We start from the raw sequence: 24,620 nt of genomic DNA, 5'->3' as shown, positions 1-24,620 counted from the left end.
TTCATTTTGACGGCTGGGTGTCATGGCCAACATAGGAATACTGGATGTCGCCAGAGCAGCACAGGTATCGGTTGCGACAGTCTCGCGCGTGCTCAATGAGCCGGAAAAGGTGGGTGAGAAAACCCGCCTGCGCGTGCAAGCCGCGATCGACGCACTGGCTTATGAGCCCAATGCCTCGGCACGCAGTCTGCGCAGCCAGCGCAGCCGAGTCATCGGCGTGGTCTTGCCGACCTTGCTCAACCCCGTCTTTGCCGAGTGCCTGAAGGGCATCGCCGATACCGCAGCCCGCGGCGGCTATGCCATCCTGCCCTTCTTTACCGACTACCACCTGGAACGTGAATCCCAGGCCGTGGCTTTGCTCCTGGCCAGCAATGTAGAAGGCATTGTGCTGGTGGTCTCCAACCCGGCTCACTCTCCTGCTTTAGTTCGGCTGAGCAAGACACGCTGTCCCTACGTACTGGCGTACAACCTGCATCCCGAGCATCCTTGCGTCACCGTCAACGGCGAGCAGGCCATGATTGAATTGATCGGCCACTTAGCAAGGCAAGGCCATCGCCGCATTGCCATGGTAAGCGGTCATCTGCACGTTTCTGATCGCGCCCAGCAACGCAGCCGTGGCTATCTGAAAGGAATGGACAAGGCTGGCCTGGTGCCCATGCCACTGCTGGAAGTGCCTTTCATGGATCAAGGAGAGCAAGGGCAAGCACCGTCTTCTGAGGACGTGCATCTTGCCAGCGTCGCCCGACTCTTGCGCCAACCAGAACGCCCCACAGCCATGATTGGCTCCAACGATCTGATTGCCATTCGCTGTCTGCGCACGGCGCAGCAGATTGGCCTGCAGGTTCCCAACGATATCAGCGTGATCGGCTTTGACGGCATCGCCCTGGGCGCTGAACTGTTTCCACGCCCGGCCACCATCGCACAGCCCAATGAAGAAATTGGTCGCCAGTGCATCGGCCTGCTGCTGGAGGCGGTAGCCCAGCAAAAAACGGTTCCCGCGCAGGCCTCGGTTCTGCTGCCCTACACCTTCAACCCGGGCGAGTCCTGCGCCCCTGCCCCTTGTTCACCACGGGCGCATCCAGGATGAAGCCCCTTTCCTCTGCGGGACCCGCTCCCGCCCCCCTGCGCTCAAGCCAATCCCGGCTTTTGCCTGACACCACTTATTGACTGGAGTGATCGACCATGAAACATATGCTGAGCACATTGGCTTGCCGCCTGGCACTGTCCCTGGCCCTGATGACAGTGGGAAGCGCGGCTACCGCGCAAACCGCCATTTGCTACAACTGTCCACCTGAATGGGCCGACTGGGCGAGCCAGATCGAGGCCATCAAGGCGCACACCGGCATTACCGTCCCCCCCGATAACAAGAACTCCGGCCAGTCCCTGGCCCAGCTGGTTGCCGAGTCCGCCAATCCGGTCGCCGATGTGACCTATCTGGGCATCACCTTTGCCATTCAGGCCCAGAAAGAAGGCGTGACCCAGGCCTACAAACCCCAGGGCTGGGAGCAGATTCCCGAAGGCTTGAAAGACCCGCAAGGCCATTGGTTTGCAATCCACTCCGGCACCATGGGCATCATGGTAAACAAGTCGGCCCTGGGCAATGTGCCTGTGCCTGCCTCCTGGAACGACCTGCTCAAGCCCGAATACAAAGGCCTGGTCGGGTATCTGGACCCCTCTTCCGCCTTTGTGGGTTATGTGGGTGCCGTTGCCATCAACGAAGCCCTGGGCGGCAATATGGACAACTTTGACCCCGCCATCAACTGGTTCAAGACTCTGCAAAAGAACAATCCCATCGTTCCCAAGCAAACCGCCTACGCCCGCCTGATTTCCGGCGAAATCCCTATCTTGCTGGACTATGACTTCAGCGCCTACCGTGCTCAGTACAAGGACGGCGAGGACGTCGCTTTCGTGATCCCGCAAGAAGGCACGATTGTGGTGCCGTATGTGATGTCTCTGGTCAACAAGGCTCCGCACACCGAACAGGGGCGCAAGGTGCTGGATTTTGTGCTGTCCGAGCAAGGGCAGTCCATCTGGGCCAATGCTTTCCTGCGCCCGGTTCGCAGCAGCGCCGTCAGCAAGGAAGCCCAGTCGCGCTTCCTGCCCGACAGCGAATACGCACGTGCCAAGGCCATTGACTATGAGCGCATGGCACAGGGTCAGAAACCCTTTGCCGAGCGTTATCTGGCAGAGGTCCGCTAAGCGGTCCATGTGGAGTTAGCGTATGCAACGCAAATACCTGCTGCCCTTGTGCTCGGCCCCTGCCGTCGCTTTCTTTGCCGTATTCTGGCTCTTGCCCGCGGTACAGCTTCTGGCCCTGCCCGCACAAGAAGGCATGCACACCTACTGGGTCGTGCTGACATCAGGGCGGTACTTGCAGGCCTTGCTGCAAACGCTGCTCCTGTCCGCCATCGTGACCCTGGCCACCTTGGTGCTGGGTGCCATGGTCGGCATCGTGATGGCTCGCTATCGCGTGCCAGCCAAGCGCCTGCTGCTCTCCCTGATGACGCTGCCCCTGTCCTTTCCTGGCGTCATCGTGGGCTTTTTCATTATCTTGCTGGGCGGTCGGCAAGGGCTGCTGGCCCAGATCGGCCAGGATCTGGGGCTGGGGCGAGTGACCTTTGCCTACGGCCTGCTGGGTTTGTTTCTGGCCTATCTGTACTTTTCCCTGCCCCGCGCGATTGCTACTTACACCGCAGCCGCCGAATCCATAGACCGCAATCTGGAGGAAGCCGCGCGCTCCTGTGGAGCCACACGCTGGGACATCGCCAGAGATGTCTGGATACCGGAACTGGCTCCCACGTCCCTGTCTTGTGGTGCCATTGTTTTTGCCACCTCCATGGGCGCTTTCGGTACGGCGTTCACCCTGTCCAGCCGCTACGAAGTGCTGCCCATCACGATCTATAACGAATTTACCAACTATGCGAATTTCACCCTGGCGGCCAGCTTGTCCATTTCCCTGGGGCTGCTGACATGGTTTACCTTGTGGCTGGCCCGGCGTCTGGTCCGCGATCCCTCGGTCGTTATTTGAGGGCACCATGAAACTGAAAACGGCTTCAAATCCCCATCGCCCTGCCCCCTTGCTTCTGGCTGTCACCGGACTGACCGTCCTATTCCTGCTCGGCCCCATTCTGGTTTCCGTGCTGGCCGGGCTGGTCAACAATTATCGTATCGGACTGAAAAGTGGTCTGACCCTGAAATGGGTGGAGCAAGTCTGGGCCAACTATGGCGGCACAGTCTGGCTATCCCTGCAGCTGGCGCTGCTTTGTGTTCTGGCTGTCATTGTGCTGGGCGTCCCCTGTGCCTATGCCCTGGCACGCAGCCGCTCCCGTCTGGCGCGCAGCTTTGAAGAACTGCTGACCTTGCCAGTGGCAGTACCCGGCATGGCCTCGGCCCTGGCCATGCTGCTGGCCTATGGCTCCTTGCAAGGCTTTCGTCAAAGCTTCTGGTTCATTCTGGTGGGCCACATTGTGTTCACCCTGCCCTTTATGGTGCGTACGACCACAGCAGCTCTGCAAAAACGCAGCCTGATCGACCTTGAAGAAGCGGCCCGCTCGCTGGGAGCCAGCTTTACGCAAATCTTTTTCGGCGTCCTGCTGCCGGCCATCTTGCCTGCGATTGTGGCTGGCAGCCTGATGGTCTTCACCTTGTCGCTGGGAGAGTTCAACCTGACCTGGATGCTGCATACGCCACTTACCCGCACCTTGCCCGTGGGGCTGGCCGATAGCTATGCGTCCATGCGTATCGAGGTGGGCTCGGCCTATACGCTGATTTTCATGCTCGTCATCTTGCCCGTGCTGTGGGGGCTGCAGACCTTGGCGCGCTTGCTGGAGAAACACTATGGAAAATAAACACATACCGGTGCGTATCGAACACTGCGCCAAAACCTATGCCGATGGCACACGGGGATTGCATCCCAGCACTCTGGACATCGCCCCCGGTGAAGTCATGGCTTTGCTGGGGCCCTCGGGCTGCGGCAAGACCACCTTGCTGCGACTGATCGCCGGCCTGGAAATGCCCGATGCCGGCAGCCGCATTCTGTTCGACGGCCAGGACGTCACCCATCTGCCGATTGAAAAGCGTGAGGTCGGCATGGTGTTTCAACATTACGCCCTGTTCCCGAACATGACGGTGGAAGCCAATATCGGCTATGGCCCAAAGATCAAGGGCATGGCTCTGGCTGCGCGGCAGAAGCTGGTGGGTGAACTGGTCGATCTGATGCGCCTGAACGGGCTGGAAAAACGCCAGCCCTCCGCCTTGTCAGGTGGGCAACGACAACGGGTCGCCATCGCACGTGCCATTGCCAATCAACCCCGCGTTCTGCTGCTGGACGAGCCGCTGGCCGCCCTGGATGCCAAGCTGAAAGTCTCCTTGCGCGACGAACTGGCCGAGTTGCTGCGACGCCTGCGTATCACGGCCATTCATGTGACCCACGATCAGCAGGAAGCGTTTGCCATTGCCGACCGTCTGGCCGTCATGCACGAAGGCCGCATCATTCAGATTGGCGATGGCGAGAGCCTGTACCGCCATCCGGCCCACCCTTTTGTCGCTACCTTCCTCGGGCGGGTCAACGTCCTACAACGCAGCGAACAAAGCCTGCTCAATAACGAAATCCGTCTGGCAGACCTGAGCCTGACTTGCCCCGAGACCTTGCGCGGGGCGCAGGAGTTGCTGGTTCGCCCGGAAGACATCAGCGTTTGCATGGATACACCCAGCGGCTGGGCACGTGCCAAAGTGCGACAACGCAGTTTTATGGGAGGACGAGTGCAACTGACCCTGGACGTGGACGGACAAGCCCCTCTGACTGCCGAGGTAGACCGTGATCACGGAGCCGTCCTTGGCAGTACAGTGGAAATTCACATCAACCCCGGCAAGCTGATGCCCGGTACCGTGCCACTCTCTTAACGCAAGCGGATAACGATGCTGAAAACATTACTGATTCAAATGACGGACCCGCATATTCGGGAAGAAGGTCGGCTGGCTTATGGCCGTCTGAATACCGCACCCTATCTGCAGGACGCCATCGACCACGCTCTAGCCCTGCCACAGAAACCGGATGCCCTGGTGTTGACGGGCGATCTGACCGACTTTGGTCGACCACAGGAATATGCGCACTTGCGCCGCTTGCTGGCACCGCTGGGCTCCATCCCGGTGTATTTGTTGCCGGGCAACCATGATGACCGCCAGCAACTGCGCGAGAGCTTTCCCGAACATACCTATCTGGGTAAGGCCGGGCCCGTTTGCTACAGCGTGGATATTGGAGAGCTAAGACTGCTGGCCCTGGACAGTGCGGTATCGGGAGCCAGCGCGGGTAGTCTGGATCAGGAGCAGTTGGACTGGTTAAGTACCGAGTTGGCCCAACAGCCTGAGCGCCCCACCGTCATTGCCCTGCATCACCCTCCTTTCAACACCTTGATCGGTCACATGGACAAGATAGGCCTGCTGCAAGGAGCGGAACAACTGGAAGCGATTGTGCGCCGGCACAGCAATATCGAACGTGTGATCAGCGGGCATTTGCATCGCAATATCCAGATCCGTTTTGGCGGCACGATTGCCAGCACCGCCCCATCGGTGGCGCATCAAGTCTGTCTGGATCTGGCTGAAAATGCAGCATCGGCCTGGACACTGGAACCACCCGGCTATGCCGTTCATGCGCTGGACGGCCTTGGCCAGATCGTGACCCATACTGCCACCGTCGGCCAATTCGACGGCCCCTTCGCCTTCCATGAGCCAAGCGGGAAACTGATCGACTGATTGGATGCACGGCGTACACCAACTGCTGCTTGGCCTTGATGGTCTCGTCAAACCAAGTTGACTATAGGTCCCTCTTTGCTAGCTCAAGGCAGTAGCAAACGCTGACAGCATTAAGCAAAGCCGTTCAAGAACGCTAGGCCCATCCCATAAAAAAACACCCCAATATCGGATTCAACCGATATTGGGGTGTTTTGATACTGCTGCTTCAGATCAAGAGGGCTGCCCAGAGCCACGCCGATCTGCAAGCCATGTCTTACTTCTTGCTGTCTTTCAGCTGAGGTACAGCCGAACCAGCGGCAGGAGCCAACAAGCCAGCCTGGGTGTAGGTGAACAGCTTGTCGCGGGTGTCCACGATGTCCAGGTTACGCATGGTCAACTGACCGATACGGTCGCGTGGCGAGAACATGCTGTCCACTTTTTCCATGCTCAGACGCTCGGCCTTGTAAGTCAGGTTAGGCGAGACGGTGTCCAGAATGGAGTAGTCGTTACCGCGGCGCAGTTCCAGTGTCACTTCGCCAGTTACGGCACGAGCCACCCAGCGCTGGGCGGTTTCACGCAGCATGATGGCTTGTGGGTCAAACCAGCGGCCTTGGTACAGCAGACGGCCCAGACGCAAACCATTGATGCGGTACTGTTCGATGGTGTCTTCGTTGTGGATGCCGGTGACCAAACGCTCGTAAGCAATGTGCAGCAAGGCCATGCCGGGGGCTTCGTAAATGCCACGGCTCTTGGCTTCGATGATGCGGTTTTCGATCTGATCGCTCATGCCCAGACCATGACGGCCACCGATGCGGTTGGCTTCCAGCATCAGTTCCACAGGGTCGGAGAATTCCACGCCGTTCAGGGCGACAGGCTGACCTTCTTCAAAGCGCACACGCACTTCTTCAGCAGCCACGGCCACATCGTCACGCCAGAAAGCCACGCCCATGATGGGCTTGACGATATTGATACCGGCGTTCAGGTACTCCAGATCCTTGGCTTCGTGCGTGGCACCCAGCATGTTGGAGTCGGTGGAGTAGGCTTTTTCGGCCGACATCTTGTAGTCGAAGCCGTTTTCCTGCATGTACTCGGACATCTCGGCGCGGCCGCCCAGCTCGTCAATGAAGGTCTGGTCCAGCCAAGGCTTGTAAATCTTCAGTTCAGGGTTGGTCAACAAACCGTAGCGGTAGAAACGCTCGATGTCATTGCCCTTGTAGGTGCTGCCGTCGCCCCAGATATGGACGTCGTCTTCTTTCATGGCGGCAACCAGCATGGTGCCGGTAACAGCACGGCCAATAGGCGTGGTGTTGAAGTAGGTTACGCCACCGGTGGTGATGTGAAAGGCGTTGCACTGCAAGGCGGCAATCCCTTCAGCCACCAGTTGCTGACGGCAGTCCACCAGACGGGCCAGCGTGGCACCGTATTCCTTGGCCTTGCGGGGAATCGCATCGTAATCGGGTTCGTCAGGCTGACCCAGGTTCGCGGTGTATGCGTAAGGGATCGCGCCCTTGTTGCGCATCCACAAAAGTGCAGCGCTGGTGTCCAGGCCACCGGAAAAGGCAATGCCGACCTTCTGGCCGACTGGAAGAGATTCAAGGATGGTTGTCATTATCGCGTCAGTAGTGGTGTGCAAGTACAGTTCCGCCCGTAAGGCTCTCTGGTAGAGCCCTGCCCGCGGCAGGATCAATATGTCATTATATCGTCTTGACCGACCCTGGACACCTTTGCGTAGCTGGATTTAATTACTCGATGAACTAGAACATCCATTTTTACCTGGAGACAAGCCATGCCCGAGACCCACGCTCAACCCGCTATCAGCCGTTATCCCGTCCCCACGCTGGCCGAAATGCCCGAGGATATTCGCAGTCGAATTGAAGCCGTGCAGGAAAAATCCGGTTTTGTTCCGAATGTGTTTCTGGCTCTGGCCCACCGTCCTGACGAATTCCGCGCTTTTTTTGCCTATCACGACGCGCTGATGGAAAAGCCCAGTGGTTTGAGCCATGCAGACCGGGAAATGATTGTGGTGGCGACCTCCGCCGCCAATCAGTGTCATTACTGCGTGATTGCCCACGGTGCCATCTTGCGCATCCGCGCCAAGAATCCGCTGGTGGCAGACCAGGTTGCCGTGAACTGGCGCAAGGCCGATATTCCGGCACGCCAAAAAGCCATGCTGAGCTTTGCCATGAAAGTCTCGCAAAACGCTCAGGAGATTGAAGACGCCGACTTCCAGGCCCTGCACGAGCACGGTTTCAGCGACGAGGACGCCTGGGATATTGCCGGTATCAGTGCCTTTTTTGGCCTGAGCAACCGCATGGCCAACTTCATGTCCATGCGCTGCAATGACGAGTTCTACATGCTGGGACGCGTTCCCCGCTAAACATGATGCGTTACGCCCTGTTGTTTGCCGGGTGGATTTGTGTGGCGCTGGCGATTGCCGGCGCTGTTTTACCCTTGCTGCCTACCACACCATTTGTACTATTGGCCGCGTGGTGCTTTTCCCGTAGCTCCCCCCGCTTTCATCAATGGCTGCTGGATCAACGCCATCTGGGCCCATACCTGCGCAATTGGGAGAACGGCCAGGGCTTGACCCGCCAGGCCAAACGCCGGGCGCTGATCATGTTGTGGCTGTCGCTGGCCGTCTCGGCCTGGCTGACCAGTCACCTGGGCTGGTATCGACTCGGACTCTTGATTCCAGGCATTTTCGCCACCCGCTATTTGCTGCGTGCCAAAACCCTGGATGACACCCCTTCCGAGCCTATGCAAAAATAGCCTGCTTGAACCGATCCTGGCTTGACCCTTTTTGTTTGAAACACCATGTCCAATCCTGTTATCTTGCTGGCTGCCGCCTACATCACCAACTCTGAAGGCCAAATTCTCCTGGTCCGCAAACGTGGCAGCGCCTATTACATGCAGGCAGGCGGCAAGCTGGAAGCAGGTGAAACGCCCTTGCAAGCCCTGCAACGCGAACTGGACGAAGAGCTGGGCCTGACAGCGGAAGAAACCGCCTCGGCCCGCTATGAAGCATACTTTGAAAGCCCCGCCGCCAATGAACCTGGCCACGTGGTTCATGCCCACGTTTTCACCTTGACGGTAAACCGGGAAATCCAGGCCGCCGCCGAGCTGGAAGAAGCACGCTGGGTCAGCCCGCAAGAAATCCGTTCGCTGACGCTAGCCCCCTTGCTGGCTAATCACATTCTGCCGCGCCTGTGCGCCCAGGCCGCCGCCTGAGCTGCAGCTTGCACAAGACGTCCTTCCGTCTTGTGCCGTCCAAGCCACGAACCGCCTATTTTTTGGCATAATGTCGCCCTTGAGTCCCCTCTTTGGGGACGCAGCTATTTGCCCGACCAGCCCGCAACGGCGGGCTTTCTTTATTGAGCGCTAATTTATGTCCTCTTTGCCCTGTCAAGGCGCAATCGTCACCTTTACCCTGCAGCAGCTGCGTGCCGCCACGCAAGCCGGGGGGATTTTAGGTGTGTCCATCAAAGGACAAGGCAATCATTTTTTTGTACAAGTGGCCACGCGTGCCGGTCAGGCCGTGCTGGTTACCGCCCGCAGCAAAGATCCGCGCAGTTTCAAGAGCCCCTTGCAGGCCATGGTTCTGCTCAAGCAAGTCGGGATCGTCACAGGCCAGTTTGATCTGACCCAGTACTCGCCTGACCAGCACGAAACCGCCCCGCGCAGCCGTCGTCGCCCGGCCAAGCCCAGCAAACTGGGACTGCGCTGGAACCGGATTGCAGAAAGCATCTCCAGCCCCGCTCAACCTTCTTTGGATGATCCCAGCCTGGACATCAGTGAAGAACAGACGCGTCGCCTGATCGCCAGGCAGGAAAACCAGCAGTTAAGCCTGCTGGGCAACTAAACGCAGCCCACTAGTGCTTCTGGGCGTGTTGAGCGAATAAGCCGCGTCCAAAGCCTGTTCCAGGTCTTGCTGCAAGTGCTGGGGCTCTTCCAACCCCACATGCAAACGCAATAACTGCCCTTCCCCGAACAAGGCTTTCCCATTGCGTTTGGGCATATCCATGGGTAGAGCCAGACTCTCGAAGCCCCCCCAGGACAGACCGATGCCAAACAGGCGCAAGGTCTTGAAAAAGCAAGATAACTGCGCTTCGCTCAAGGGTTCCAGCACAAGGCCAAACAAGCCGGTAGAGCCGGTGAAATCCCGCTTCCAGATGGCATGACCGGGATGCGATTCCAATGCCGGATGCAACACCCGCTGAACCTGCGGATGATTCTCCAGAAAACGGGCAATCTGCAAAGCACTGGCTTGGTGCTGACGCAAGCGCACACCTAAAGTACGCATGCCGCGCAGCGCCAAAAAGGCATCGTCAGGACCGGCTGTCTGACCAAAATCATGTGCAGCACGACGCAGCAACGGCCAGGCGCGCTCATTCGCGGTGGCAATTCCCAGCAAGGCATCGGAATGCCCGGTCAGATACTTGGTGGCCGCCTGAATGGATACGTCTACACCATGCTCGAAGGGCTGGAAGAACAAGGGAGTAGCCCAGGTATTGTCCAAGAGCACATACGCCCCCACCGCATGTGCGCAGCGAGCAATCGCAGGAATATCCTGAATCTCGAAAGTGGCCGAACCGGGCGACTCTACGTACACCACCTTGGTATTGGGACGAATCAGGCTGGCCATGCCCTCACCCAAAGACGGCTCATAGAACTGCACCTGAATACCCATGCGGCTGGCCAGCACCTGCTGGGCAAACGCGCGTACCGGTCCATAGACTGAATCCGGTATCAGCAAATGATCTCCAACTTCCAACATGCCCAACAAGGCATGAGTACAGGCCGCCAATCCAGAGGGAAACAAGCTGGCCTGAAAACCGCCTTCCAGCTCGGCCACGGCCTGCGTCAAGGCCTGCAAGGTGGGATTGGTGAAACGGCCATAAGAGGCGTAGGGATTGTCAGGCTCCTTGCGCTGCGCCCATTGCTCCAGATTGTCGGCCAGGATCGTGGAGCCGCGACAAACGGGTACATTCACAAAACCAGCCGACACGCTGGTGTCCCGTCCTACATGGGTCAAACGGGTATGTTGATAATTGCAGTCCTGCATGCTGTTTTCCTGATCCTGATCGCTAGAGATGAATGGAAACAGTCTACGCAAGAGCCCAAGGGCAATTATTGCGTTTTCACGCTACTGTAGGCAGAATTCGGAGAATAAAAACCTACAATCAGCAAGATTATTGGGAAATTATTTTTATGCTGGATAAATTCGACAAGCACATTCTGGAGATCCTCCAAAACGATGCCACCTTGGCCATTCAGGAAATTGCCGATCGGGTGGGTTTGTCCAGCACACCCTGCTGGCGACGCATACAACGCCTGGAGCAGGAAGGCTATATCGAAAAACGGGTGGCTTTGCTCAGCTCTGAAAAGCTGAATGTAGGGGTGACGGTGTTTGTGGCCATCAAGACCAATCAGCACAACAAACAGTGGTACAGCCAGTTTTCGGCCGTGGTGGAGGCGATCCCGCAAATTGTGGAGTTCTATCGCATGAGCGGCGATACCGACTATTTGCTGCGCGTGGTTGTGCCTGACATCAAAAGCTTTGACCGTGTTTACCAGCGCCTGATCTCGGAAATAGAGCTGACCGACGTCAGCTCCAGTTTCGCCATGGAGCAGATCAAGTTCACGACCCGTCTGCCCCTGGACTACGCCTGATCCAGTGTGGTTCAGGGCTTAAAAGCTGTATTCCACATCCAGCGTCTGGCCGATACTCAGTCTCTGAGGTTTGGATTCAACCAGCATGGCCTGCATGCCAAACAAGGTCCCTTGCGGGAACTGACGGCTTTGTGCCAAGGCCAGGCCGGGTTGGGTACCCACATCCGCTGTCAGCTGATTCACATTGGGCATAGGGCAACGAGTACAGGGGCGGATAAAAGCAAAGCTCAAGCCTTCACTGCTGACACCCAGCACATAGTCCTCTTCATACGCGGGCAAGCCCTCAAAAACCACATTCGCGCGGAAACGATTCATGGGCACGGCCTGCTCACCTGACTGTTGCACCAGGCGGTTCAGCTCTTCCAGGGACGCCTCATTGGTAAACAGAAAAGGCAGCGCATCTGCAAAACCAAAACCGTTGATCTGATCACCAATCTGACGCCAGCCCTGGGACTTTTCTTCCCAGGGACGCACACGTTCGGTCAATACATAACGCCTTGCACGGATATGGTTACGCAACACCCGGCAAGGAGTCTGCAAAAAGTCGCTAAACCATTGCGCGACCTGATCGCCCTCGTCCCGGCCCAAGGTATCTGAACTCCAGATACGCACGGACACAGCGACGTTATCCCCTGCCGGGGCATCCAGAGACCAGGACAAAGGATCCATACCAGGCGCTTGCACAGTAATCTGCCCGTCCTGCACCACTGGCTGAATCAAGGCCATGCGCGGCCAGCGACGCTGCGTCATGAATACGCCCTGTTGGTCAACAACAACCCACTCTCGGTCAAAGGCCAGGCCCGCAACGCTGACCTCCACGCCCTGTGGATGGGCCTGGGCGGCACAGGATTTGATGGGATGGGTAAAAAGGCCAGTGATGGTAATCATGAGTCGCAACAGAAAAGGCAAGTTAAGGGACCTATTCTAAAACAGCCTGAGCGCCTGCCTGCCCCTGCTTTGGAGACTGATTGCAAAGAAGTGGATCAGAAACATCGACTCTGAAAATCTATTTCGCACCAATACTTGACAACAGCGCAAAGCTATGAGTTAATAGTTGATTGATTGCACCAACATACCATTACATCAAGAAAGTGCGATCAACATTTTTTTGAATGTACTCACGCAAAACAGGTCCCTTTGACCTTCTGGCATGTCCCCAAACATGCGGGTATTCATTCACCACGGCGACGACAGCCACATCCAGACTTATTTTTTGCATCGTAGCGGACTCGCTCCGTCCATTTGCTTGGCAAACGAATAAGGCGCTGTCCATGCTGCCACAGAGCACGTCTGCCTGACATTTGTTCGACCAGCGCGGCTCTACATTGAAATAGCAATGGCTTGGCCTCCGTGTGGAGACCGATCCATCATGGTGTCATCAAATCTCAATAAAAAAACGATGTAATGACGCCACACGATAAGGAAAAAAATTATGAAAAATATCTATCCAACCGGTTTGGTATCGCGCCCTGAGCATATTGCCTTGAACAAGACCGATATTCGCATTGGCGATACCGTTTACTTGCAACCCAAGAACGGCCCTCGCATGGCGGGTACCGTGATTTTCAGCTCGCCTGTACACGGCTGCACCACCTATACGGCAGATGCGCAGAACCAGGACGCCAACGTGCGTTTCCGTTTCCGCCTGCAGGACGTGCATCATGTGGCCCCACGCCACTTCATGCCCGCTCTGAACTGAAGCTTTGCCACCTGATTGATACGGGGAGCGCAATGCAGCCCCCGTATTAATTTCATTTAATAATAGTTAATTACAATTTGTAATAAACATTATTGCTTTCATCCTAAAATAGTGGCGGCCTAAAACTTATCCGACGCTGTAAAGCGTCCACGTTGAGCGTGCGCTCCTATGGCAACGGATATGAAACCAAAGCAGGCATTCTGCTTGCGCCCGCCGCGGCGCTCTTCCTATCTCTCCCGTTTTTTTCTGTTCAGCCTGGTCCTGCTTCTGACCCTGCTGGGTACCAAGCTGCGCCATTACGATGCGCTAACTATTTTCTGGCCTGCCGAAGCTGTGCTTCTGGGCCTGTTTATCCGCCGTCCTGACTGGGCCAGCCAAAAACTGAACTGGCTGATCATTACACTGGCCTACTTCTGTGCCGAGCTGCTGGCCCATAACCCGCTGTCCATTGCCCTGCTCCTGACCGTGGCCAACGTCAGCGGCGTCAGTCTGGCGTATTGGCTGATCACCCGCAATCCTTTGCTGGACCTGTCCCTGCGTCGCCCTCAAGCCATGCTGACGCTGGCAGCCTACTATGGCTTGGCCTGTGTGTTATCGGCCTTGCTGGGCGGTTTTGCCCTTTATCTGCATACCAGTCAAGATCTGCCCCTGGCTATCCTGTCTTGGGTGCTGACGGGCTTGATCTCCTATACGGCCATCCTGCCCGTTATCCTGACCGCCCCCGCCCGCCCGTGGCGCCGCTTTCTGGAATACTGGAACGAGCCGCACCTGATGAGCCTGTCCCAGCTGGCGCCCGCGCTGTCCTTGTTCTTGATCAGCTTGCTGAGCCTGCTGATTGATGGCCCGGGCTCTCTGGCCTTCCCCGTCCTGCCTTTATTGTGGTGCGCCTTGAGCTACTCGCTCTTTTCCACCACCTTGTTGACTCTGTTCTACGTGCTCTGGACGCTGTTTGCCTTGAGCCAGCCCATCTACTTCCTGCCCAGCCAGCTCCATACCTCGCTGGACCTGCTGTCGCTGCGCATCGGCATTGCCTCCATTGCTCTGGCTTCAATCACCAGTGCTAGCCTGATGTCGGCCCGCAATCTGGCGGTTGAAAAGCTGCAGCGGCTTGCCCACCACGATGCCCTGACCGGCCTGCTCAACAAACAGGCTTTTTATCAGCAAAGCCAGGCCATACTGACTCAATGCCGTCTGAAACAAGTTCCCGTCAGCGTCATCGTTCTGGACATAGACCACTTCAAACCCATTAACGACACCCACGGCCACCATGTCGGTGACCTGGCCTTGAGTGCCATCACCCAGCGTATTTCACTGGCTTTGCGCGATACCGATGTATGCGGCCGACTGGGCGGCGAGGAATTTGGGATCTTATTGCCTGATTGCAGTGCGCAGCAGGCCCATGCTGTCGCTGAGCGGGTCCGTAAAAGCATTTCCCTGCTGCCCTTTTCCCTAGACAACGAGCAGCAGCTGACCATGACTGCCAGCTTGGGAGTGGCCACTCTGGAACCCTCCACCCTGGATGTGCACGCCTTGCTGCGCCAGGCCGATACGGCCTTGTACGAGGCAAAACGCGCGGGCCGGGACCAAAGTTATTCCTATCATTTCCCTACGCCCAAGACGGGGACTTGACGCTATCCGTAAGCAAACCGATACTGATGTTTCAATACGAAACAAAACATCAGGGAGTGCTGATATGGCGTCAGTTTATGGCTCACCTTTGTGCCAGGCATGTTTGACCTTGCCACAGGGTATAAGTACTAGCCAAGCGCATGCCGATTTGCGTTTACTGGGACAACACCCGCCCTCCGCCGACGGCGCCCACGAAACCCAGTACCGCTGCCTGAGCTGCCAGACTCACTGGCTGCTGCGCACCAATCGCTGGGGCGTTCCCGAGGGGTTTCGCCTCAAGCCCGTATAGGCAAAGGCAGGCACATGCACTACCATGACAGCTTTCTCTGTTAGCGATTCCCGTATGTCTGCCCTGCTGTTTGATACTGAAACCACCGGCACTGCCAAACCTCAAGTCATCGAGGCGGCCTGGTTGCGTTTGAGCGACCCGGTCTTCTTGCTGGTCAATGAAGAATTTGAGCAACGCTACCGACCTGATGAAGCCAATACGCTGGGTGCCTTGGCCACGCATCACATCTATGACGAAGAGCTGCAGGACTGCCCCTCGCATACCGAATTTCAGCTGCCCGCCGATACCCAATACATCATTGGCCACAATGTGGACTATGACTGGGGCGTGGCCGGCTCTCCCAATATCAAGCGTATCTGCACCCTGGCCCTGTCACGCCACTTGATTCCAGGCCTGGACAGCTACAGCCAGTCCGCCCTGATTTATCACATTGACCGCGCCAACGCGCGAGAGCGCCTGCGCAATGCACACAGCGCGCTAGCCGACGTGCGCAATTGCCTGTCACTCCTGCAGTATCTGCTGGGTCTGAAGCAAAACATCAACACCTGGGAACAGCTGTGGCAGTTGTCCGAGCACGCCCGCATTCCCACCGTTTTGCATTTTGGCAAACACAAGGGCATGGCCATTGCCGATGTTCCACAGGACTACAAGAACTGGCTGCTGCGCCAGCCGGACCTGGACCCCTATCTGATCAAGGCTTTGAAGGTCTAAACCTCAAGGTTCGTAAAATCCCTAATGGCTGTCTGCCACCTTATGCTCAATGATGAAGGTCCCAACAAGAACTTCATGAGGTGGCAAATGATCGAGGTTGCATACGTCACGAAAGATATGCGTCGGGACCCTTACGAACGAATTACCCATCTTGGAGGTGCAGGCTGGCAACGCTCTCAACCGGATGTTGTCCAGCAAATTGAGCAGGGCCAGGAAGATTACTACATTCTTCTGGATGGCATTCCCGCCAAACTGATCGTGGCGCTCAGCCGTTTTGGTGCCAAGTACCTGAAAACTGAGCTTGAAGTTGAAGAGCCTCATATTTTGCTCAGCCTTCCCAGCCAGGCTGCCTGAACCGCCCGGCCTTCCCTCCACTCCCTGCCAGGGAGCACAAAAAACGCGGCTTGAAGCCGCGTTTTTCATGCCTGCCTTAAAGCCCGCTTAGGGTTTGAGCAAGTGCCACTGCCCGTTACGCACGGTAATCAATTCACGACCGCGCTCGTCAAAACCGCTATGGTCCTCGGGCGACATGGTGTAAACACCTTGGGTCGCCACCAGATCACGTGTTTGCTCCAGAGCGTCACGCAAAGCTGAACGGAACTCGGGCGTACCCGGCTTGGCCTTGCTGGCCGCCTCAGGAATGGCCTTTTCCAGCAACAGGCCTGCGTCATACACGTTGGCGCCAAAGGTGGCAGGAGCCTGACCATAACGCTCGGTGTAGCGCTGAATGTAATCCTGAGCGATCGGCTTGGCAGGGTTGCTGTCTTCAATTTCCGGCAAAACCAGCATCAGGCTGGCGGCCAGAATAGTACCTTCAACCTGCTCGCCGCCCAGACTCAAGAAGGCGGGCAAGGCGGCACCGTGCGTTTGATAGATTTGCCCTTTGTAACCTTGCTTAACCAAAGTCACTTGCGGCAAGACGGCAGCAGCGCCTGTACCGGCCACCAGAACCACGTCCGGTTTGGCAGCGTAAATCTTCAGAGCCTGACCCGTTACCGATGTATCCGAACGCACATAGCGTTCCGTGGCCACAATCTTGATATTGTTCGCGTCCGCCAGCTCCTTGAACACGCTCAACCAGCTCTCGCCGTAAGCATCGTTAAAGCCCAGGAAACCGGCCGTTTTCACACCATTGTCGACCATATGCTTGACCAGGGCCTGAGCAATAATGTCGTCATTCTGGGTAGTTTTAAAGATCCATTTCTTTTGCTCGGTCATGGGCAGCACGACGGACGCTGCGCCCACCGGGGCCAGTACGGGTGTACCCGAGTCAGCCGCAAACTGGATCAAACCCATGGCGTTGGGCGAGCCGGTAGGCCCGATCAAGGCATCGATCTTGTCCTCGGAAATCATTTTCTTGAACAGCGTTACTGTCTGGTTCGGATCACTGGCGTCGTCCATGGAGACGTATTCAACCGTCAGATCTCCGACCTTGGTCGGCAAGAGGGGCACCGTATTGCGCTGTGGCAAGCCAACCACCGCGGTTGGCCCGGTGGCCGAGGCGATCACACCAATTTTGACTTGTGATTGGGCCGGTGTGGCCAAGGCAGCCAGAACAACGGACAAAGCAAAAGCAGTTCGAGTCAATTTCATAATATGCAGAGCTGATTAAGCCCTTCCCCCCTTGATATCAGCGCAGCCGCGCCTATATGGATTGATCTGGACATAAGATACCCAATTCCCCATGCCACACACGCCTTTTCAGGCGATTTTCTCCGGCAGGTCTGCTTACAATTGTACGCGGGCGAGCCCAATAAAGTAGTTTATAACGAAGCTACTGTTTACCCTTGATAGAGCGAATCCATGTCACTTCAGCAAATGTTGCAACAAATTCTGCAAAGCGGCCATAGCGCACTGAAACAAGGCCAAGGTCAGTTGAACACTTCCGGCCTGGGTAAAAAAATCAGTGAACAAGCAGGCGGTTTTGGCGGCGGTGCCGTGGTAGGCGGCGTTCTGGGCGTCCTGCTGGGCAACAAGAAGTTCCGCAAAATGGGAGGCTCCATGGCCGCCTATGGTGGAGCCGCTGCCCTGGGCGCCTTGGCCATCAAGGTCTACCAAAACTGGCAGGAACAAAATGCGGGCCAACAAGCGGCCCCCACTCCAGTGCAAGCCGTTCCACCCGCCCCATTGCCTTTGGCCGCCAGCAGCCAGGCCGACACTCACGCCATGGTCATCCTGGCCGCTCTGGTCTCTGCCGCCAAGGCTGATGGCCACATCGGCGATGCCGAACGTGAACTGATCGACGCCGAGATCAATAAAATGGCTGCCCCTGAACAGGCACGGCACTGGTTGTCCCAGGAGCTGCTCAAGCCTGTTGATCCACAAGCCGTCGCCCAACTGGCGCAAACACCCGAGATGGCCGCCGAAATCTACTTGACCAGCGTGCTTGCCATTGACGAGCAAAGCTATATGGAACGTGCCTACCTGGATGAGCTGGCACGTTTACTATCCTTGCCAGACTCTTTGCGTAAAAGTCTGGATAATCAAGTACAAGCTTTACAGCAAGCGTAAATCTGCAGCGGGGCCATTCCACGAGAATGCCCTGGCTCTGATTGCTTTTCTTTTCACCTCTGGGCTAAACCCTCGAAACAGCCCTTTGACTCATCAAGGAAACCACCCATGAAAAACACCTTCAAGTTGACGATTGGTTCACTGGCCTTAATGGGTTTGGCCGCTTGTGCGGCTCCTGGCAACAATAGCAACACAACTTCCGAGCGCCAGATGGATAAAGAAATTTCCCTGCAGGCTTATCACTGGCGTCTGTTTGCCACGACCGGCAAAGACGGCCAGCCAGCCCCCGCCATTCCAGGCGCTGGCGGCGAGCAAGTCACCCTGAATTTCACCGATACCATGATGTCGGTCGACAATCTGTGTAACGTCCTGGGGAGTGGCTACACCGTCAAGGGCTCCAAAATCACCTTCACCTCGCCTGTCAGCACCATGAAAATGTGCTCGGACCCCGAGTTGATGCGCAACGAACAAGCCGTGGGCAAACTCTTGCCTACCGCAACGGACTGGAGCATGGCCAAGGCTGATTCCTCTCCGGACAATCCAGCTCCTGTCCTGACCCTGAACTTCAAGGATGGAAGTAAATGGCGCCTGAAGGGTGAGCCTACCGCCACTACCCGTTACGGCAGCGAACCAACGCGCGTATTCCTGGAAGTGGCTGCTCAGCGCGAAGCGTGTTCGCACCCGTTGATGCCCAACTACCAGTGCCTGAAAGTACGTGAAATCCAGTACAACGACTCCGGCCTCAAAACCCACACGGGCGAATGGATGTACTACTACGGTGACATCGAGGGTTACACCCACACACCAGGGGTTCGTAACGTGCTGCGTATCAACCGCTACGAGCTGAAGAACGTGCCTGCAGACGCTTCGTCCAAGGCCGATGTGCTGGACATGGTGGTGGAGTCTGAGCAAGTCGGCAACTAAGCCAGGCGGCAAGCTCGTCTAAGCACTATCTATAAAGACGGCCTGATCAAACGCCCCCAAGGTTGGAGTTCTTTCCGGCCTTGGGGATATTTGTTTCAGGGATGTTTTTTATCTGATTCAGGCAGCAAGCCACCCTGTTTCAGATAAGTAAAACTCCATAAGAAACAGCAGGTTCGAAGCCACAAATAGTTACTCACTGCTATGCTTTGAACCTAGTCAGCAGGCCTGCCCATCCGTAGTATGGAAATACCGGATAACATTTTTCACCTCCCTATTTATCCGGCTTCAGGCCTTGCGACATGCGAGGCTTTTTTTTTGTGCCTGCACATGCTCTCAAGACAAAAAATAGCCCGGCGGATCGCATTGATGTCACACCGGGCTTTTTATTAATTCCTGTCGTAGGCGCTAGCGCTTGAACGGAATAAACCGTGATGAGGCTGACCTTATTTCAGCGGCCCATAAAATATAAAAAATGCACCGGCCCCAATCAGCGTAAAGCCAAGCAGATGGTTAAGCGTAAAGCTCTCTTTCAGATACAGCACCGAGAACACCACAAACACCAGCAAGGTAATGACTTCCTGCATGGTCTTTAACTGTGCAGCACTGTAGACGGTATGCCCCAAACGATTGGCCGGCACCGCCAGACAATACTCCACCAGGGCGATCCCCCAGCTGATCAGCACGACTTTCAGCAAAGGGCTATTGGGATACTTCAGGTGCCCATACCAGGCAATGGTCATGAACACATTGGAGACGACCAACATCAAGATGGGGAGGATCTTAGCCATTCTGGACACGGGGATAAAAAGCGGCCTGCGCCGCGACCCGGCCAGTGTAGCGTCACATTGAATCAACGCCTATGGGGATAATCAGGCAGCAGAAAGGCGGAGTATCAAGCGACTTGCCTCACTCCACAATCTTCAGGAAGTCCACCTCGATTTCGGGGGGCCGTTTAAGACTGGTATCCACCTCGCCAATCAGCTCCACCTTGGTTTTCTCATCCAAAGTCTGACCCGCAAAATGCTTGGCCTTGATCTCCGCCACGATCTCGCCGGTGCCATCAGAAAACACAAACTTGTCGTGCGCGGTTTGACGCAGAAGATGTCCCTGCATCCGTACATCCTGATCATCGACCGGGTTCTTTAAAATCTCCGCGACCGTGATCTGAGCAATCTCTGAAGGCCCCGTATATTGGGCTTGGGCGGGAAACGACAATACAGCCGAAGACAAAGCCAGCGCCACGGCCGAGCGCAACTTGAGGTAACTGGACATAAAGACTCCCTTTGTTCATGGCTTGAAGTTCCACCATAACAGCAGATATCATCAGTGTCCTTATGAGAACCGCGCTGTGGGGCTCGCCTTGTTACCAGACGCGACATCATGACGCGCGTTTACTATCCACGGCTGCCGCCATCACGATGTACCCATTGCGGCACCTCGCAGCCAAGATCCTGCCTGGCCTGCCCGACCATGGTGAGGCAGTGATAGACTCTCTTCGCCCCTGCTCCGTCTCCGCCACCTGCTGCCTCAACAAACCAGCACTACACCTGCTCCATGCCCCTTCTTGAGAAACTAGGCCCTCGCATCTGCATTCTTGGCCCGTCCAATAGCGGGAAATCCACCCTGGCTGACGCTATCGAACGCAAACTGGCCATCCCGGCCGTGCACCTGGATCAGCTCTACCATCTGCCCCACACTAACTGGGTGCCCCGCCCCGAAGCAGACTTTATCGCGCTGCATCAGGCCGCTATAGCACAGGAGCAATGGGTGATGGAAGGTAACTACACACGTCACTTGGCCCCACGCCTGGAGCACGCTACAGGCTTTATCGTGCTAGAGGTCTCCACCGCTACCAGCCTGCTGCGCTACTTTCGACGCACCCTGTTTGAGCGCAACCGTCGTGGTGCCCTGGAAGGGAGTAAAGACAGCGTGAAATGGCAAATGATCCGCCATATTGCCATCGTCACTCCGCCCAATCGCCATAAGTACTTAAGCATTTTTGAAGCAAGCACCTTGACTAAAGTCAGACTAGGCAGTCCCCGCGAACTGAAGCAGTTTTATCAGAGTGAAGGCCTGGAACGATGAGAAATTAAAGGCACTCATCATAACTTCAAGGGAACACAGTGGTCTGTGCTCAACATAGTTACTACGCTATATCATCTATGCTTTGAGAATAAATCGGCTGCTCAAAACAATCTGCCCCCTCCCCTACTTAACGCTTTTTCATTTCCTGATCGACCGTCTCCATCCAGGCCTGATCGCAAGGTACAGGCTGTGCCGGGTGCTGACCATACAAACGGATATGGACCACTTTGCACCACTCCTGCGAGCCGTAGTCGGGACCGTGCCCTTGCCCATCAGAAACAGCCAACTGGCGATCCACCTTTTCCAGCCACGCTTCGCTGCCCACTGTCTCGGGGGGTGCCGTAGTTTGGCAAGCGGCTAGCAATAAGGCGGGGACAAGCATCAAGAAGATTCGCATGGAAGTACCTGAAAAGAAGGGGCGAAACGTCCTTTATAGCAGAGTGGGATAGGGATAACCGGGGCGGGCCTCATCTCCCTGCATGCGTCCGTCTCCTCCCATGACAAGGAATTTGAACCTGTACCCTAACCTGTACAAGTCATATTATTTTCATTAAACTTGTACGGTAAATTGAACAAGTGAGCTTGCCATGAAAATCATCTCGTTTTCAGAAGCGCGCAACAGTTTGAAAGCGGTACTGGATGGCGTAGTGGATGACGCCGACACCACCATCATTACGCGTCGTGATGCTGAGGATGCGGTGGTCATGTCACTCGATTACTACAACAGCCTGATGGAAACCGTGCACCTGCTGCGCTCCCCCGCCAATGCGGAACACCTGAGCCGTTCTATCGAACAGTATCGTGCCGGCAAAGCCATGCCGCGCGAGCTGAGCGATGACTGACCGACTTCTGTGCTGGACCGACGCTGCCTGGATTGACTATGTGTACTGGCAAGGTCAGGACCGCAAGACCTTGAAGCGTATCAACAGACTGATAGAAGAAGTACGACGTGCGCCGTTCGATGGCATAGGCAAGCCTGAAGCGCTCAAAGAGAATCTGTCCGGTTTCTGGTCAAGACGCATTGATGACACGAATCGCCTGGTCTATGCCGTAGACAAGGCAAGCATCACGATTATTTCTTGCCGTTACCATTATTGAGAATCCGGATTCTGGTGCCCCCCCAGGAGTCGAACACGGCTCTCTGAAATCCGAGGTAATTAGCTAGCTCTCCTGGGATTGTCACGCTACCACTCCACGCAAACGCTTCATGCAAAAGGTGGGAACAAGCATTAAGATTCGCATGACAACATCCAAAATAAAATTTCAGCTATAGCAGAGCATAAAAAACTATTATTTTTCAATGCTCTTTTTATGGCAAGACCATCAGGGGCTCAAGCTCATCCCTGACAAGCGAGACAACAATGAAATGCTTGTTACTGTGCCTGATCATGGCATTGCTTCCTCTCAGTACTCAGGCAAGAAACACCCCCTGCTCAGGCAAGAAAGGCGGTATTTCCCATTGCGAGGGGGAGGTTTTTGTATGCCGTGACGGTTCTGCCAGTGACAGCAAGCGATCTTGTCCTGCGTACACCGGCACCGCGGGACGAAGTTCGCAGCCTGCTCCCCAAGCGCTGCGCTCTGGTAGCGCTTGCTCCTGCTCCAGTGGCACCTATTGCACGGGCCCACGCGGAGGACGTTATTGTGAAACCAGCACAGGTAGCAAACGCTATCAACGCAAATAAGAATGCCGCCTGAAGGGCTTGCTTAGCAATTGCCCTTTTTAGCCTGTCCGGGTGGACAGTGACGCTGACCATATCCGCCGTGCCCGTCTGGATCCACAATGACCGAACCCCTGGGAGTATGGACGGCACAGGCGGAAAGAATAGCTGTCATGGTCATAGCCAAAATAAGTGTTTTCATCATTATTCTCTGGGTTTTAGACGCGCTCATTGTGCTCCAAGGATACACAACAAGGTGCTACCAATCGCGAGCAAATACGGTTCGCTTCCCGCAGGCCCCAATCTCTTGCTCCGAGCGCAGCGTCGCTAGGCATAAACACGGACTTTATGTAATAATTGCGGACTTGTTGCCCCTCTAGCTCATGCTTGGTTAGAGCAGCGGACTCATAATCCGTTGGTGCCGTGTTCGACTCACGGGGGGGGCACCATCCATTTCAAGCTGCACCTGTATCTCAAAGCCGCACAATCTGCGGCTTTTATTCATTCAGGGATAACCGAAGCTCTGCCTCGAAACCCGATCGCCTGGTTTAACCACGTCGGTGTGTTCTGGCGTGGTCATCACGTCCAGAGGAAAAAGAGCATGGATCCCCGCGTCTTCCTGTTTGCCCTGGCTACTTTCGTCACGGGAACAGCAGAAAATATCATTGTCGGCCTGGTACTGGATGTGGCATCCGGCTTGCACGTCTCCGTAGCCCTGGCTGGCCAGTTAACAGCGGTTTTTTCCCTGAGCTTTGCCTTGATGGCCCCCTGCGTACCTTTATTGGGGCATCAGATACGCCCTCGTCCCCTGTACTTGAGTGCCTTGGCGCTGTTCGTCTTTGGCAATGTCCTGGCCGCCCTCAACCCGTCCTTCACGCTGTTGTTTCTGGCAAGAATGATCATGGCGTGCGCCAGTGCCGTGGTCTGTGTACTTGCCACTACCCTCATCACAAAACAGGTTCCCGCTTCGTTGCGGGGCCGTGCCATCGGCCTTATTTTTATGGGAATCAGCGGCTCACTCGTACTGGGGGTGCCAATAGGCATGATGCTGGGCCAATGGAGCGGCTGGCGCAGCGTATTTAGCATGCTGGCCGCTGTCGCATTTGTGGTTCTGCTGCTGTCCTGGCGCTATATCCCGACAAGCGAGCCAGACACAAAGATGCAGCTTTCATACCGTCGGCATTTGGCCAATAGGCGTTTGCTGGCCGCCCAAGGCGTATCGGTATTGATGATCGCGGGCCACTTTGCACTATTTGCGTACCTGCTGCCTTATTTACTGGATGTTGAAGCGCTAGCGCCAGAGGGATCCGCCTACGCCTTCGGCATAATGGGCCTGGCGGGTGTCCTGGGGGGCTATGCAGGTGGGCGTCTAGCGGATCGTTTACCTGCAGCCCTCGCCTTGAAGCTTGTCCCGACTCTTTATCTCGGGGCCCTGCTCTCCTTGCCTTTCTTGCTGAATCATCTGCTTTGGCTGGGCAGCCTCATGTTGCTCCTCTGGTGCTGTATCAGCTGGATGATTTCTCCGGTTGTACAAAGCTTTTTGATACGTACTGACAGCGAGTCCTCCCATGCCGGCATCAGTTTAAATTTCTCTGCCATGCATATTGGTGTCGGAGTGGGAACCGCCTTTGGGGGATTCATATTGAATCGGTTTTCTGTGGCGTCCCTGCCAGTCGCAGCGGCCTTGTTGGCAGCACTGTCCGTGCTGTTGGCC

28 protein-coding genes and 1 tRNA gene are annotated in these 24,620 nt (G+C 56.0%); 22 read left to right on the top strand and 7 right to left on the bottom strand.

What is annotated here, in order from left to right:
* The first annotated feature begins 22 nt into the window (after nucleotides 1-22).
* The 6 genes from KOE80_RS12410 to KOE80_RS12385 all read left to right on the top strand — a co-directional run bounded on the left by KOE80_RS12410 (nucleotide 23) and on the right by KOE80_RS12385 (nucleotide 5,751).
* On the top strand, nucleotides 23-1,087 hold the full coding sequence (locus KOE80_RS12410) for a LacI family DNA-binding transcriptional regulator (protein WP_226349241.1): 1,065 nt from the start codon (nucleotides 23-25) through the stop codon (nucleotides 1,085-1,087).
* A gap of 104 nt (nucleotides 1,088-1,191) precedes the next feature.
* On the top strand, nucleotides 1,192-2,199 hold the full coding sequence (locus KOE80_RS12405; RefSeq protein ID WP_413228936.1) for an ABC transporter substrate-binding protein: 1,008 nt from the start codon (nucleotides 1,192-1,194) through the stop codon (nucleotides 2,197-2,199).
* Nucleotides 2,200-2,221: 22 nt separating this feature from the next.
* On the top strand, nucleotides 2,222-3,028 hold the full coding sequence (locus KOE80_RS12400; protein ID WP_226349240.1) for an ABC transporter permease: 807 nt from the start codon (nucleotides 2,222-2,224) through the stop codon (nucleotides 3,026-3,028).
* Between the two features lie 7 nt (nucleotides 3,029-3,035).
* A complete protein-coding gene (locus KOE80_RS12395) occupies nucleotides 3,036-3,848 on the top strand; it encodes an ABC transporter permease (RefSeq protein ID WP_226349239.1) in 813 nt (270 codons plus the stop codon).
* Nucleotides 3,838-4,902 carry an ABC transporter ATP-binding protein gene (locus KOE80_RS12390; RefSeq protein WP_226349238.1) on the top strand — a complete coding sequence of 355 codons (1,065 nt, stop codon included), beginning with the start codon at nucleotides 3,838-3,840 and terminating at the stop codon, nucleotides 4,900-4,902. Before KOE80_RS12395 ends, KOE80_RS12390 begins: the two co-directional genes overlap by 11 nt.
* Nucleotides 4,903-4,917: 15 nt before the next feature.
* Complete coding sequence (locus KOE80_RS12385) at nucleotides 4,918-5,751, top strand: phosphodiesterase (protein WP_226349237.1); 834 nt, start codon at nucleotides 4,918-4,920, stop codon at nucleotides 5,749-5,751.
* A 253-nt stretch (nucleotides 5,752-6,004) separates the two neighbouring features.
* On the opposite strand, the gene argG is transcribed toward KOE80_RS12385, so the two are convergent.
* On the bottom strand, nucleotides 6,005-7,339 hold the full coding sequence (gene argG / locus KOE80_RS12380) for an argininosuccinate synthase (RefSeq protein ID WP_035268236.1): 1,335 nt from the start codon (nucleotides 7,337-7,339) through the stop codon (nucleotides 6,005-6,007).
* A 177-nt stretch (nucleotides 7,340-7,516) separates the two neighbouring features.
* Between argG and KOE80_RS12375 the strand changes: the two genes are divergently transcribed.
* The 4 genes from KOE80_RS12375 to KOE80_RS12360 all read left to right on the top strand — a co-directional run bounded on the left by KOE80_RS12375 (nucleotide 7,517) and on the right by KOE80_RS12360 (nucleotide 9,589).
* A complete protein-coding gene (locus KOE80_RS12375) occupies nucleotides 7,517-8,107 on the top strand; it encodes a peroxidase-related enzyme (RefSeq protein ID WP_226349236.1) in 591 nt (196 codons plus the stop codon).
* 2 nt (nucleotides 8,108-8,109) lie between these two features.
* A complete protein-coding gene (locus tag KOE80_RS12370) occupies nucleotides 8,110-8,499 on the top strand; it encodes a YbaN family protein (RefSeq protein WP_203144884.1) in 390 nt (129 codons plus the stop codon).
* A gap of 45 nt (nucleotides 8,500-8,544) precedes the next feature.
* Complete coding sequence (locus KOE80_RS12365; protein WP_035268238.1) at nucleotides 8,545-8,958, top strand: NUDIX hydrolase; 414 nt, start codon at nucleotides 8,545-8,547, stop codon at nucleotides 8,956-8,958.
* A 157-nt stretch (nucleotides 8,959-9,115) separates the two neighbouring features.
* Nucleotides 9,116-9,589: a hypothetical protein gene (locus KOE80_RS12360; RefSeq protein WP_009455589.1), complete on the top strand. Its 474-nt coding sequence runs from the start codon at nucleotides 9,116-9,118 to the stop codon at nucleotides 9,587-9,589.
* Here KOE80_RS12360 and metC read toward each other — a convergent pair.
* Entirely contained in the window at nucleotides 9,569-10,792 is a 1,224-nt protein-coding gene (metC, locus tag KOE80_RS12355) for a cystathionine beta-lyase (protein WP_226349235.1), read from the bottom strand. The two genes, KOE80_RS12360 and metC, sit on opposite strands and share 21 nt — an antisense overlap.
* 146 nt (nucleotides 10,793-10,938) lie before the next feature.
* On the opposite strand from metC, the gene KOE80_RS12350 reads away from it, so the two are divergent.
* Nucleotides 10,939-11,400, top strand: a complete 462-nt coding sequence (locus tag KOE80_RS12350) for an Lrp/AsnC family transcriptional regulator (protein WP_009455584.1) — start codon at nucleotides 10,939-10,941, stop codon at nucleotides 11,398-11,400.
* 18 nt (nucleotides 11,401-11,418) lie between these two features.
* Here KOE80_RS12350 and KOE80_RS12345 read toward each other — a convergent pair whose 3' ends face one another.
* A complete protein-coding gene (locus KOE80_RS12345; protein ID WP_226349234.1) occupies nucleotides 11,419-12,288 on the bottom strand; it encodes an MOSC domain-containing protein in 870 nt (289 codons plus the stop codon).
* Between the two features lie 544 nt (nucleotides 12,289-12,832).
* Between KOE80_RS12345 and KOE80_RS12340 the strand changes: the two genes are divergently transcribed.
* The 4 genes from KOE80_RS12340 to KOE80_RS12325 all read left to right on the top strand — a co-directional run bounded on the left by KOE80_RS12340 (nucleotide 12,833) and on the right by KOE80_RS12325 (nucleotide 16,082).
* Nucleotides 12,833-13,099, top strand: a complete 267-nt coding sequence (locus tag KOE80_RS12340; protein ID WP_226349233.1) for a hypothetical protein — start codon at nucleotides 12,833-12,835, stop codon at nucleotides 13,097-13,099.
* Between the two features lie 180 nt (nucleotides 13,100-13,279).
* A complete protein-coding gene (locus KOE80_RS12335) occupies nucleotides 13,280-14,728 on the top strand; it encodes a GGDEF domain-containing protein (RefSeq protein WP_226349232.1) in 1,449 nt (482 codons plus the stop codon).
* A gap of 313 nt (nucleotides 14,729-15,041) precedes the next feature.
* Complete coding sequence (locus KOE80_RS12330; RefSeq protein ID WP_226349231.1) at nucleotides 15,042-15,728, top strand: 3'-5' exonuclease; 687 nt, start codon at nucleotides 15,042-15,044, stop codon at nucleotides 15,726-15,728.
* Nucleotides 15,729-15,815: 87 nt separating this feature from the next.
* Nucleotides 15,816-16,082: a DUF3892 domain-containing protein gene (locus KOE80_RS12325; RefSeq protein WP_223254016.1), complete on the top strand. Its 267-nt coding sequence runs from the start codon at nucleotides 15,816-15,818 to the stop codon at nucleotides 16,080-16,082.
* A gap of 87 nt (nucleotides 16,083-16,169) precedes the next feature.
* On the opposite strand, the gene KOE80_RS12320 is transcribed toward KOE80_RS12325, so the two are convergent.
* The gene (locus KOE80_RS12320; protein ID WP_045931631.1) at nucleotides 16,170-17,321 is read right to left on the bottom strand and encodes an ABC transporter substrate-binding protein; all 1,152 of its coding nucleotides are present in this window, start codon (nucleotides 17,319-17,321) and stop codon (nucleotides 16,170-16,172) included.
* A gap of 210 nt (nucleotides 17,322-17,531) precedes the next feature.
* Here KOE80_RS12320 and KOE80_RS12315 point away from each other — a divergent pair, with 210 nt between their 5' ends.
* Together KOE80_RS12315 and KOE80_RS12310 are read left to right on the top strand one after the other, a co-directional pair.
* Nucleotides 17,532-18,239 (top strand): tellurite resistance TerB family protein, encoded by a 708-nt coding sequence (locus KOE80_RS12315; protein ID WP_226349230.1) that lies wholly within the window; start codon nucleotides 17,532-17,534, stop codon nucleotides 18,237-18,239.
* 108 nt (nucleotides 18,240-18,347) lie between these two features.
* On the top strand, nucleotides 18,348-19,163 hold the full coding sequence (locus KOE80_RS12310) for an META and DUF4377 domain-containing protein (RefSeq protein ID WP_226349229.1): 816 nt from the start codon (nucleotides 18,348-18,350) through the stop codon (nucleotides 19,161-19,163).
* 443 nt (nucleotides 19,164-19,606) lie between these two features.
* Here KOE80_RS12310 and KOE80_RS12305 read toward each other — a convergent pair whose 3' ends face one another.
* Both KOE80_RS12305 and KOE80_RS12300 read right to left on the bottom strand, forming a co-directional pair.
* Nucleotides 19,607-19,951, bottom strand: a complete 345-nt coding sequence (locus KOE80_RS12305; RefSeq protein WP_021446759.1) for a DMT family protein — start codon at nucleotides 19,949-19,951, stop codon at nucleotides 19,607-19,609.
* Nucleotides 19,952-20,069: 118 nt separating this feature from the next.
* A complete protein-coding gene (locus KOE80_RS12300) occupies nucleotides 20,070-20,435 on the bottom strand; it encodes a YgiW/YdeI family stress tolerance OB fold protein (RefSeq protein ID WP_226349228.1) in 366 nt (121 codons plus the stop codon).
* A 282-nt stretch (nucleotides 20,436-20,717) separates the two neighbouring features.
* Between KOE80_RS12300 and KOE80_RS12295 the strand changes: the two genes are divergently transcribed.
* Nucleotides 20,718-21,248: an AAA family ATPase gene (locus KOE80_RS12295; protein WP_226349227.1), complete on the top strand. Its 531-nt coding sequence runs from the start codon at nucleotides 20,718-20,720 to the stop codon at nucleotides 21,246-21,248.
* A 127-nt stretch (nucleotides 21,249-21,375) separates the two neighbouring features.
* Here KOE80_RS12295 and KOE80_RS12290 read toward each other — a convergent pair whose 3' ends face one another.
* The gene (locus KOE80_RS12290) at nucleotides 21,376-21,645 is read right to left on the bottom strand and encodes a hypothetical protein (protein WP_226349226.1); all 270 of its coding nucleotides are present in this window, start codon (nucleotides 21,643-21,645) and stop codon (nucleotides 21,376-21,378) included.
* A 190-nt stretch (nucleotides 21,646-21,835) separates the two neighbouring features.
* Between KOE80_RS12290 and KOE80_RS12285 the strand changes: the two genes are divergently transcribed.
* The 4 genes from KOE80_RS12285 to KOE80_RS12270 all read left to right on the top strand — a co-directional run.
* Complete coding sequence (locus KOE80_RS12285; RefSeq protein ID WP_226349225.1) at nucleotides 21,836-22,090, top strand: type II toxin-antitoxin system Phd/YefM family antitoxin; 255 nt, start codon at nucleotides 21,836-21,838, stop codon at nucleotides 22,088-22,090.
* On the top strand, nucleotides 22,083-22,346 hold the full coding sequence (locus KOE80_RS12280) for a Txe/YoeB family addiction module toxin (RefSeq protein WP_009459444.1): 264 nt from the start codon (nucleotides 22,083-22,085) through the stop codon (nucleotides 22,344-22,346). Before KOE80_RS12285 ends, KOE80_RS12280 begins: the two co-directional genes overlap by 8 nt.
* Before the next feature lie 930 nt (nucleotides 22,347-23,276).
* Nucleotides 23,277-23,355: transfer RNA gene (locus KOE80_RS12275), tRNA-Ile, on the top strand.
* A gap of 152 nt (nucleotides 23,356-23,507) precedes the next feature.
* On the top strand, nucleotides 23,508-24,620 hold a 1,113-nt coding region (locus KOE80_RS12270), incomplete at its 3' end, for an MFS transporter (RefSeq protein WP_226349224.1).

The sequence above is a fragment of the Alcaligenes sp. 13f genome, from assembly GCF_020496585.1.
GTDB lineage: Bacteria > Pseudomonadota > Gammaproteobacteria > Burkholderiales > Burkholderiaceae_B > Alcaligenes > Alcaligenes phenolicus.
This window is presented reverse-complemented; position numbering and strand designations above follow the sequence as displayed.

What these genes read in the sequence shown, in the direction of transcription:
- KOE80_RS12320 (WP_045931631.1), bottom strand. Translation starts at nt 17,321, where the DNA reads ATGAAATTGACTCGAACTGCTTTTGCTTTGTCCGTTGTTCTGGCTGCC.
- KOE80_RS12285 (WP_226349225.1), top strand. Translation starts at nt 21,836, where the DNA reads ATGAAAATCATCTCGTTTTCAGAAGCGCGCAACAGTTTGAAAGCGGTA.
- KOE80_RS12375 (WP_226349236.1), top strand. Translation starts at nt 7,517, where the DNA reads ATGCCCGAGACCCACGCTCAACCCGCTATCAGCCGTTATCCCGTCCCC.
- argG (WP_035268236.1), bottom strand. Translation starts at nt 7,339, where the DNA reads ATGACAACCATCCTTGAATCTCTTCCAGTCGGCCAGAAGGTCGGCATT.
- KOE80_RS12280 (WP_009459444.1), top strand. Translation starts at nt 22,083, where the DNA reads ATGACTGACCGACTTCTGTGCTGGACCGACGCTGCCTGGATTGACTAT.
- KOE80_RS12290 (WP_226349226.1), bottom strand. Translation starts at nt 21,645, where the DNA reads ATGCGAATCTTCTTGATGCTTGTCCCCGCCTTATTGCTAGCCGCTTGC.
- KOE80_RS12405 (WP_413228936.1), top strand. Translation starts at nt 1,192, where the DNA reads ATGCTGAGCACATTGGCTTGCCGCCTGGCACTGTCCCTGGCCCTGATG.
- KOE80_RS12300 (WP_226349228.1), bottom strand. Translation starts at nt 20,435, where the DNA reads ATGTCCAGTTACCTCAAGTTGCGCTCGGCCGTGGCGCTGGCTTTGTCT.
- KOE80_RS12370 (WP_203144884.1), top strand. Translation starts at nt 8,110, where the DNA reads ATGATGCGTTACGCCCTGTTGTTTGCCGGGTGGATTTGTGTGGCGCTG.
- KOE80_RS12315 (WP_226349230.1), top strand. Translation starts at nt 17,532, where the DNA reads ATGTCACTTCAGCAAATGTTGCAACAAATTCTGCAAAGCGGCCATAGC.
- KOE80_RS12295 (WP_226349227.1), top strand. Translation starts at nt 20,718, where the DNA reads ATGCCCCTTCTTGAGAAACTAGGCCCTCGCATCTGCATTCTTGGCCCG.
- KOE80_RS12390 (WP_226349238.1), top strand. Translation starts at nt 3,838, where the DNA reads ATGGAAAATAAACACATACCGGTGCGTATCGAACACTGCGCCAAAACC.
- metC (WP_226349235.1), bottom strand. Translation starts at nt 10,792, where the DNA reads ATGCAGGACTGCAATTATCAACATACCCGTTTGACCCATGTAGGACGG.
- KOE80_RS12395 (WP_226349239.1), top strand. Translation starts at nt 3,036, where the DNA reads ATGAAACTGAAAACGGCTTCAAATCCCCATCGCCCTGCCCCCTTGCTT.
- KOE80_RS12305 (WP_021446759.1), bottom strand. Translation starts at nt 19,951, where the DNA reads ATGGCTAAGATCCTCCCCATCTTGATGTTGGTCGTCTCCAATGTGTTC.
- KOE80_RS12310 (WP_226349229.1), top strand. Translation starts at nt 18,348, where the DNA reads ATGAAAAACACCTTCAAGTTGACGATTGGTTCACTGGCCTTAATGGGT.
- KOE80_RS12385 (WP_226349237.1), top strand. Translation starts at nt 4,918, where the DNA reads ATGCTGAAAACATTACTGATTCAAATGACGGACCCGCATATTCGGGAA.
- KOE80_RS12410 (WP_226349241.1), top strand. Translation starts at nt 23, where the DNA reads ATGGCCAACATAGGAATACTGGATGTCGCCAGAGCAGCACAGGTATCG.
- KOE80_RS12350 (WP_009455584.1), top strand. Translation starts at nt 10,939, where the DNA reads ATGCTGGATAAATTCGACAAGCACATTCTGGAGATCCTCCAAAACGAT.
- KOE80_RS12360 (WP_009455589.1), top strand. Translation starts at nt 9,116, where the DNA reads ATGTCCTCTTTGCCCTGTCAAGGCGCAATCGTCACCTTTACCCTGCAG.
- KOE80_RS12345 (WP_226349234.1), bottom strand. Translation starts at nt 12,288, where the DNA reads ATGATTACCATCACTGGCCTTTTTACCCATCCCATCAAATCCTGTGCC.
- KOE80_RS12340 (WP_226349233.1), top strand. Translation starts at nt 12,833, where the DNA reads ATGAAAAATATCTATCCAACCGGTTTGGTATCGCGCCCTGAGCATATT.
- KOE80_RS12365 (WP_035268238.1), top strand. Translation starts at nt 8,545, where the DNA reads ATGTCCAATCCTGTTATCTTGCTGGCTGCCGCCTACATCACCAACTCT.
- KOE80_RS12335 (WP_226349232.1), top strand. Translation starts at nt 13,280, where the DNA reads ATGAAACCAAAGCAGGCATTCTGCTTGCGCCCGCCGCGGCGCTCTTCC.
- KOE80_RS12325 (WP_223254016.1), top strand. Translation starts at nt 15,816, where the DNA reads ATGATCGAGGTTGCATACGTCACGAAAGATATGCGTCGGGACCCTTAC.
- KOE80_RS12330 (WP_226349231.1), top strand. Translation starts at nt 15,042, where the DNA reads ATGACAGCTTTCTCTGTTAGCGATTCCCGTATGTCTGCCCTGCTGTTT.
- KOE80_RS12400 (WP_226349240.1), top strand. Translation starts at nt 2,222, where the DNA reads ATGCAACGCAAATACCTGCTGCCCTTGTGCTCGGCCCCTGCCGTCGCT.